Annotated in this window: 9 protein-coding genes; 4 read left to right on the top strand and 5 right to left on the bottom strand. The window is 44.5% G+C overall.

What is annotated here, in order from left to right; all coding sequences use genetic code 11:
- Positions 1–559: 559 nt before the first annotated feature.
- Positions 560–865 (bottom strand): DUF3301 domain-containing protein, encoded by a 306-nt coding sequence (locus tag N473_RS03255; RefSeq protein WP_039608451.1) that lies wholly within the window; start codon positions 863–865, stop codon positions 560–562.
- On the bottom strand, positions 866–1,891 hold the full coding sequence (locus N473_RS03250) for a DUF3549 family protein (RefSeq protein ID WP_063366700.1): 1,026 nt from the start codon (positions 1,889–1,891) through the stop codon (positions 866–868). It lies immediately after the preceding gene.
- A gap of 164 nt (positions 1,892–2,055) precedes the next feature.
- Here N473_RS03250 and N473_RS03245 point away from each other — a divergent pair, with 164 nt between their 5' ends.
- The 3 genes from N473_RS03245 to N473_RS03235 are packed head-to-tail and all read left to right on the top strand — an operon-like array spanning position 2,056 to position 3,557.
- Positions 2,056–2,373 carry a YqcC family protein gene (locus N473_RS03245; protein WP_081220923.1) on the top strand — a complete coding sequence of 106 codons (318 nt, stop codon included), beginning with the start codon at positions 2,056–2,058 and terminating at the stop codon, positions 2,371–2,373.
- A gap of 6 nt (positions 2,374–2,379) precedes the next feature.
- Positions 2,380–3,114 (top strand): tRNA pseudouridine(65) synthase TruC, encoded by a 735-nt coding sequence (gene truC / locus N473_RS03240; RefSeq protein WP_063366698.1) that lies wholly within the window; start codon positions 2,380–2,382, stop codon positions 3,112–3,114.
- Positions 3,114–3,557: a flavodoxin gene (locus N473_RS03235; RefSeq protein WP_063366697.1), complete on the top strand. Its 444-nt coding sequence runs from the start codon at positions 3,114–3,116 to the stop codon at positions 3,555–3,557. The genes truC and N473_RS03235 overlap by 1 nt, the downstream gene beginning before the upstream one ends.
- A gap of 38 nt (positions 3,558–3,595) precedes the next feature.
- Here N473_RS03235 and N473_RS03230 read toward each other — a convergent pair whose 3' ends face one another.
- Together N473_RS03230 and gloB are read right to left on the bottom strand one after the other, a co-directional pair.
- Entirely contained in the window at positions 3,596–5,155 is a 1,560-nt protein-coding gene (locus N473_RS03230; protein ID WP_063366696.1) for a lytic transglycosylase, read from the bottom strand.
- Positions 5,156–5,353: 198 nt separating this feature from the next.
- On the bottom strand, positions 5,354–6,121 hold the full coding sequence (gene gloB, locus N473_RS03225) for a hydroxyacylglutathione hydrolase (protein WP_063366695.1): 768 nt from the start codon (positions 6,119–6,121) through the stop codon (positions 5,354–5,356).
- 52 nt (positions 6,122–6,173) lie between these two features.
- Between gloB and N473_RS03220 the strand changes: the two genes are divergently transcribed.
- Positions 6,174–6,938: a class I SAM-dependent methyltransferase gene (locus N473_RS03220; RefSeq protein ID WP_039608458.1), complete on the top strand. Its 765-nt coding sequence runs from the start codon at positions 6,174–6,176 to the stop codon at positions 6,936–6,938.
- On the opposite strand, the gene rnhA is transcribed toward N473_RS03220, so the two are convergent.
- Entirely contained in the window at positions 6,935–7,399 is a 465-nt protein-coding gene (gene rnhA / locus N473_RS03215) for a ribonuclease HI (protein WP_063366694.1), read from the bottom strand. The two genes, N473_RS03220 and rnhA, sit on opposite strands and share 4 nt — an antisense overlap.
- Between the last annotated feature and the right edge of the window lie 48 nt (positions 7,400–7,447).

The raw sequence follows: 7,447 nt of genomic DNA, 5'->3' as shown, positions 1-7,447 counted from the left end.
GGAGCCAAGGTGGCATAGGATAGCGCACAGGATGTGCAGACATAGGAAGTGTCGAAAAGGGATAGGAGCGCCGAGGACTAGGCGAAGCGGAGCCAAGGTGGCATAGGATAGCGCACAGGATGTGCAGACATAGGAAGTGTCGAAAAGGGATAGGAGCGCCGAGGACTAGGCGAAGCGGAGCCAAGGTGGCATAGGATAGCGCACAGGATGTGCAGACATAGGAAATGTCGAAAGGGATAGGATAGCCTAAGGAAAAGGTGTTTAAGGGAGATGAATACATAGGATGTACGGGCATAGGAAGTGTCAAGGGATTAGTTTGGAGCGCACAAGGACAATGCGAAGGGGAATGAGTGTAGGATACACATAGGATGAAGGCATGGATGAAGATCGGGTGTGATTGGATGTATACCCGTTCAGGGGATGATGAATGTTGGCGGCTTGCTTGTATGTTGTAGGCAGAGGTAGCGGATACCTCAAAGGGACATCGTCGGATTGGGGCGTGACAATCAGGGTTACGCCTTAGTTTCTTTTAAACCACTATTTTACCTTCTCAACGCAATTATTCAACGATGCGATGTGGCGGCACATCAACTTTTACCAACGTTTGATTTTCTAAATACAGAGTCGCTTTGTAAGCGTTATCCCTGTCTGAGCTAAACTCAAACAGGAACTCACTTTTAATACCCAATTGGCCATTCTTTAAGACACCTAAACGACGTTTTTGGCAGGCGACACTGAGCAACTGAACATTAAGTTTTTCACTCTGTTGTGTCGCATGATCCCGCGCAGCTTCAGCAATTTGCCGACTGAACCAAAAAAAGCCGCATGATGAAAAAATAAGTATAAATAGCCAAAGTGTGATCATTTATGAAAATAGCCTTCCAATTGCCCTTGATAGTGTGTCGCTGCGATTTTGCGCTCTCAGTAAACCTAATACATGAGGACGAAGCATAGGAATTGCAACCAAATCGGCAAAAATACTTTCAAAAATGCCCTCTATTTGACTATTTTGAGCGGCTTTATCCATGAACATGTAGAGTCTGTCTGGATCAGTCAGCGTTTCCCAACCTCGTCCAGCAATGGTCAATAAAATATCCGCTTCTAGGCTTTGCGGTGATGCGAGTAGTTGATCAACCGATTGCGCAATGAGCCCCAGGCCATGGCTTCCTGACATGGCTCTAAAGCTATTAACCGCACCAGTTAAATTGTGCTCTGATAGGTGCGTGTTTAATTGCATTTGTAAAAACTCAGTCAACTCTGTAGAAATGCTGACATGCTCAAGCATCGCGGCTAGTGGGCTTTGTACTTGCTCTGGTAAAGCCGGCCAAAGTGCAATGAGGTTTTCCTGATTTTGACCATGTGATAAACGCATCGCGAAATCAGCAAGACCTTGCAGCGCGATGCTCTGCCAATCGGTTTGCCCCTGTGACGCAAAGTAGTGCTCTACAGTTTCATAATATGTGGAGGCAGGGCGCTTTAGCTCACATTTCATTAGGGCATTGAAAGCCGCTAATTTGTTGGCATTAGGCGTATACACATACGGGTTGTTATCTAATTTCCCTTGTGCAGCTTCGCCGGTCAGCTGTGTGCCGAGTGCTTCTATGACCATGGATGCAAAGTGATCCCGACTGGCGATGTTAAGCTTGCTTTGTTCATCCAGTGGAAATTTTAAAAACCAAACATAGGGATCAAGAGTAGCCTGATTATCCCAAAATTGAATTGCCAAAAGTGCATGTCCACCTAAAGGGTATGGGTATGGGACCTGCGTGTTTTCAATTTGGTCAAATTGCTTTTTGTCTATTTTCGTTATGCGACGACCAATGTCATATACTCGCCATTGCGTGCCCGCTGAAGTTAAAAGTTCACCTAAGGTAGAAATATGTGTCGTCATTATTTGCTCACGAAAAATTACAGTGGGTACAAGTATAACGATATTTGCTGCGGGGAGTAAGGGGAGGGAGCGAGGTTGAAGTCTAATACTTGTATTGGGGAAATGTGCATAATTGACACAAGTGGTATACTGCCAACTTTGATATTGAAAATAGAGGCGTGACAGTGAGTCAATTGGTTTTACAGCATCTCGCTGATTTAGAAGTACAGTTAAAACATGCTCAACTTTGGCAAGCTGAGCCGATTGATGAGCAAGCATTGGCGTCTGTACAGCCCTTTTGCTGTGATACGTTGAGGTTTGAGCAATGGCTGCAATTTGTCTTTATCCCGAAAATAAAGGCGATGATAGAAACAGGTGTACCTTTACCTACCAACATTGCGATTTCACCTATGTGTGATGTGGCATTTGCACAACACCCTGATCAGCAAACCTTATTCAAGTGTTTAAGTGAGATTGATACGCTCATTTCACGTGGGGCGTAGTGAAGTATGCTAGAAATTATTTATCAAGACGAACACTATGTGGCTATCAATAAGCCATCAGGCCTACTCGTTCATCGTTCTTTTTTAGATAAACGAGAAACCCAATTTGCAATGCAGATGCTCAGAGATCAATTAGGTCAGCACGTATTCCCAGTGCACCGTTTGGATAGGCCAACAAGTGGGGTCTTATTATTTGCTTTGAGCTCTGAAGCGGCCAGAGATATGAATCAAGTATTTATTGAAGGCAAAATTCAAAAACGTTACCTTGCTTTGGTACGTGGTCATAGCAAAGATGAAATCTTTGTGGATAAACCATTAAAAGAGCAGCTGGATAAAATCGCAGATAAATTTGCAGATCAAGATAAGGCACCTCAAGAGGCGCAGACCCTTGTGAAGTGTCTACACAAAGCAAGCTTGGATATTCCTTTTGGTAAATATCCAAGTATTCGTTACTCTTTGGTAGAGTGTTTTCCTAAGACAGGTCGAAAACATCAGATCCGCAGGCATCTGAACCACTTATCCACACCAATAATCGGTGATGTAAATCATGGCGATAACAAGCATAATCACTTTTTCCGTGATCATTTTGACCTGCAAAGGTTGATGTTATTTGCAACTGAGCTAAAGTTTTTCCATCCTTATACTAATGAACCTATATTAATTCGTGCCAAGTTAGGTGAGGCAATGTTGGACATTTGCCGTCAGCTAGGTTGGCCGTCAACGGAGAAGGATTATCAGTAATGGCATCAATCACCTTATTTGTAGGCAGTGTTTACGGCAATGCAGAGAATTTAGCTGAGCAAATACAGACTCATTTAAATGCTCAAGGGCATCAAGTCGATATTGCAGAGCCTGCAACGTTAGAGCAAGTAAAATCAGCCGAGCATGCTCTGTTTGTGTCATCGACGACTGGGCAAGGTGATATTCCTGATAACCTATATCCGTTATTTATTCAAATGCAGGCGCAAATGCCAATGTTGACGAATAAAAGCGTGGGTGTAGTCGCGCTTGGAGACCGCAGTTATGGTGATACTTATTGTGGTGCTGGGCGTCAAATTGATGCGCTGCTTCAGCAATTAAATGCCAACGTTGTACAGCCAAGGCTGGATGTCGATGCCGGTGAATACTTTGAGCCTTGGGAGGCAGTAGAACCATGGTTGGCTCAGTGGATAGCAGGTTTGTGAACGTGAATAATAAAGGCCTCAGATGAGGCCTTTCTTAGTTATGCGCGCTTAACATCAACTTTGAGTTTAAGCTTTTGTCCTGGTTGTAAATACTTTTGCCCAGCGATGTTATTCCACTTAATAATGTCTTTGATGGTGACATTAAATTTAGACGCGATTCGTGCCAATGAGTCACCTTTACGAACTTTGTAAGTGATTGTTCGCTCGGTTGTTTTGAGCCCTGCAGTTTTTGTCTTTGGCTGTGATTTATAAATAGTGAGCTTTTGACCAAGCTTTAGTACAGCGCTGGTCTTGAGTTTATTCCAAGCGGCTAACTGCTTAATGGTGACGTCGTGCTCTCGGCTAATATCCCATAATGTATCACCACTTTTTACAGTATGTGTATGCTTGTTTTTCTGGGCTTTATTGGCGACTTTTCTCACTGACGTCGGTAAATGCTCGCTTTTAAGTTCACCTTCACTTAACGGCACCAGTAACTTTTGACCTACGCGAATGATGTGGCTATCAAGTTTGTTGAGCGTTTGAATTGCCGATGGACTGGTATCAAATTTATTCGCGATGACTGATAGACTGTCTCCGCGGTTGACCGTGTAATATTGCCAGCGCAGTCTGTCTTGCATTGGTGTATTGGCCAACTTGGCCTTAAACTGTGCGATTTTATCTGTGGGTAATAATAAACTATGTGGACCTTTAGGGTCCGTCGCCCAGCGGTTGAACCCCGGGTTTAAACGATAGAGTTCAGTTAATGAAATTCCCGCCATATCTGCTGCGAGTGCTAAATCAATTTGTGTGCCGACTTCTACGGTATCAACAACTTGTGCGTTGATGATTTTGTTCCATGTCACTTTGAATTCTTCTTGACGCATTAACAGGTCAGAAAGGGCCAGTAACTTAGGGACATAAGCCGTGGTTTCTCGCGGTAAATCTAAAGACCAAAAATCCGTGGGTAGGTGCTTTTTGCGATTTTTTCTAATCGCTCGCATAACTCTGCCTTCACCTGAGTTATAGGCTGCAATGGCATTTAACCAGTCACCATCTAGTGTTTTGTGCAAATAGGTTAAGTAGTCCAATGCCGCACGAGTTGACTGCACAATGTCGCGTCTACCGTCATACCACCAATTTTGCTTGAGGTCGAAGCGTTCACCAGTCTGTGGCATAAATTGCCAAATACCTGAAGCACTGCGATGTGAGTAACCAAATGGGTCAAATGCACTCTCCACAATTGGTAGGAGCGCAATTTCAATTGGCATTTGGCGCTTTTCCACTTCTTCTACAATAAAGTACAAGTACGGTTCTGCGCGTTTAGAGATCCGATCCAAATAAGATTGGTGGCGCTGATAGTAATTTCTTTCTGCCACGACGGGACGATTTTGTGGTACCGGAATGGACAGTTGATAACGGATCCGTTCCCATACATCATCAAAGACTGGTGGTGGCTCGTCCGCTTCAATAGGCTCTTGAATGGCATGAGATAGTACGTCACTTATTTGAGCAGGACTTGCGTGATCACGTACATCAGTTTCTTGGGGTTGCGTTGGTGTTAATTCACAGCCTGTGATTAAACTCAAAATCGCAATTATCAGCAGTGGCTTTTTCATAAATCTCTTTTTGTCGGGCAAAAACTCGACGATTCTACCTTTATCTGAGTTAATTGGGAAGTTATCGTATTTTTCTTACTTGAGGTGTTTAAAATATTTCAACAATAGGACCTGTAGCACTATTAACACTTGAAATAATTTAAATGTGCCATGGACACTAGATACCACAGCGGCTTGTTCGCTGTGGTAAACATTTTATTAAAAGTTATCTTTCCATAATCTTAATTTGGCGAAGGATTGCCAGTGTTGGTCTGATAAACCCTGTAAATCGGTGGGTAAGTGGGCCAAGATATGTGCTTGGTCGGCACGTAAAAACGGATTAATGTGGCGCTCTTTTTCCATATTTGTGGGTAGGGTAGGCAGGTCCTTTTCTCGCTGCTGGTGGCACCATGCGATATAATCGGACAAAACTTGGTTTTCTGGCTCTACCGCTTGAGCAAAGGCAAGGTTTGCTAAGGTATATTCATGAGTGCAGTATATCTGGCAGGTGTCGGGTAATTGTTTCAGCGACTCTAGCGAGTGCCACATTTGCTCTGCGGTGCCTTCAAAAAGGCGGCCACATCCCCCGCTAAATAAAGTATCGCCTGTAAACGTTATCTGCTCATTGGTATAGCATATATGATCAAGCGTATGCCCGGGCGTTTCCACGACCTTAAATGTAATGCCTGCTATAGTTACATTGTCATTATGCGAGAGTGGGTGTGTTATGCCGGAAAACTTTGAATCCTTAGGGCCATAAACGGGAATATCAGGAAACTGTAACAGCAACTCGGCGACGCCATCCGTATGATCCCAGTGGTGGTGGGTGATCAGTATACCACTAAGTCGACGGTTGTTTGCTTTTAAAAATGTTAACACGGGTTGGCTTTGACCAGGATCGACCACCCAAGTTTGCTGTTCATGTTGACTACATATGGCCCAGATATAGTTATCGTTAAATGCCTTTATCGGTTCAACTTGCGCCATAACTCATTGCTCTATAAAGTGAAGGTGTTAGTAAGTATAACGAGCGTACGGGATGAAACCAGCATTAAGTTTTCAGCAAGGACCTAAACCACAATCTTGGCAGGACTTTCCTCACGGAGAGTACCTAAAAGCGGGCATTGAGCGGCGTATGGCGCGATGGCTTCCCCGGATGTTTGGCTATCATATGCTTAAGTTGGGGTGCCTCAGCGGGCAGCTTGACACCTCTGAGAGCCTCATCGATCATCAAGTCTGTATTTCTTCGAGTGGCCCGCATGCTGGCGTGATAGCTGAGATAGATGAACTCCCTTTTTACGAACATAGTGTTGATGCGTGTATTTTATCTCAATGTCTAGAGTACCACTCAGACCCCCATCATATTTTGCGTGAAGCACATCGTACCTTAATCCCCGGTGGTTATATTGTGATCACTGGGTTCAACCCGTTCAGTTTATGCGGGCTTGCGCATATGTTGCCGTTTAGCGGCGAAAAGCTGCCTTGGTCTGGGCGTTTTTTTACGCCTTCGCGTGTGAAAGACTGGTTAAATTTACTCGGTTTTGAAATCATTGCTGATGAGCGTTTTATTCATGCTTCTTTGGCGAGAGGGTCGCGGCTATCTCGATTTGCACCATGGCGTCGATTTTGCCGACATTATTTAAAGCCCATGGGAAGTGTGTATATGCTCGTTGCGCGTAAACGCGTCGCTCCGTTGACGCCGATTAAACCTAAGTGGCACGCGAGGCCTAAATGGACGCCAGCGGTTAAAGGCGCGAGATTAAAGCACAGTCGCAGCCAGCAAAAAGTCAGTGAAAATGATTAAGTAATATAGCCGGTGTCTTCGAGTAGAGCATCTCGAGAAGCCGCTTCGCGCGCGAGATCGTCAACCAGTTCATTGTACTTGTTTCCTGCGTGACCTTTTACCCAGCGCCATTGTATATCATGGCGTTGACATGCCTCGTCTAGTCGTTGCCACAAATCGACGTTTTTTACTGGCTGCTTTGCTGCGGTTTGCCAATTCCGTTTTTTCCAATTGGCAAGCCAAGACTCAATGCCTTGTTTAACATATTGACTGTCGGTGTAGAGTATAACTTGGCAAGGGCGTTTCAGTGTTTCCAGTGCGACAATGGCTGCCAACATCTCCATTCGGTTGTTAGTCGTTAGTTGGTAACCTTGGCTGAGTTGTTTTTCATGGCCTTGATAGCTTAAGTACACACCGTAGCCACCAGGCCCTGGATTGCCAAGACATGAGCCATCGGTATAAATTTCTACTGTTTTTTGCACGAATTCGCCTGTTTTATGTAGAATGGGCAGATAGACGCTAACCATAGC

The organism is Pseudoalteromonas luteoviolacea CPMOR-1 (assembly GCF_001625685.1).
In the GTDB taxonomy this organism is placed as follows: Bacteria; Pseudomonadota; Gammaproteobacteria; order Enterobacterales; family Alteromonadaceae; genus Pseudoalteromonas; species Pseudoalteromonas luteoviolacea_K.
This window is presented reverse-complemented; position numbering and strand designations above follow the sequence as displayed.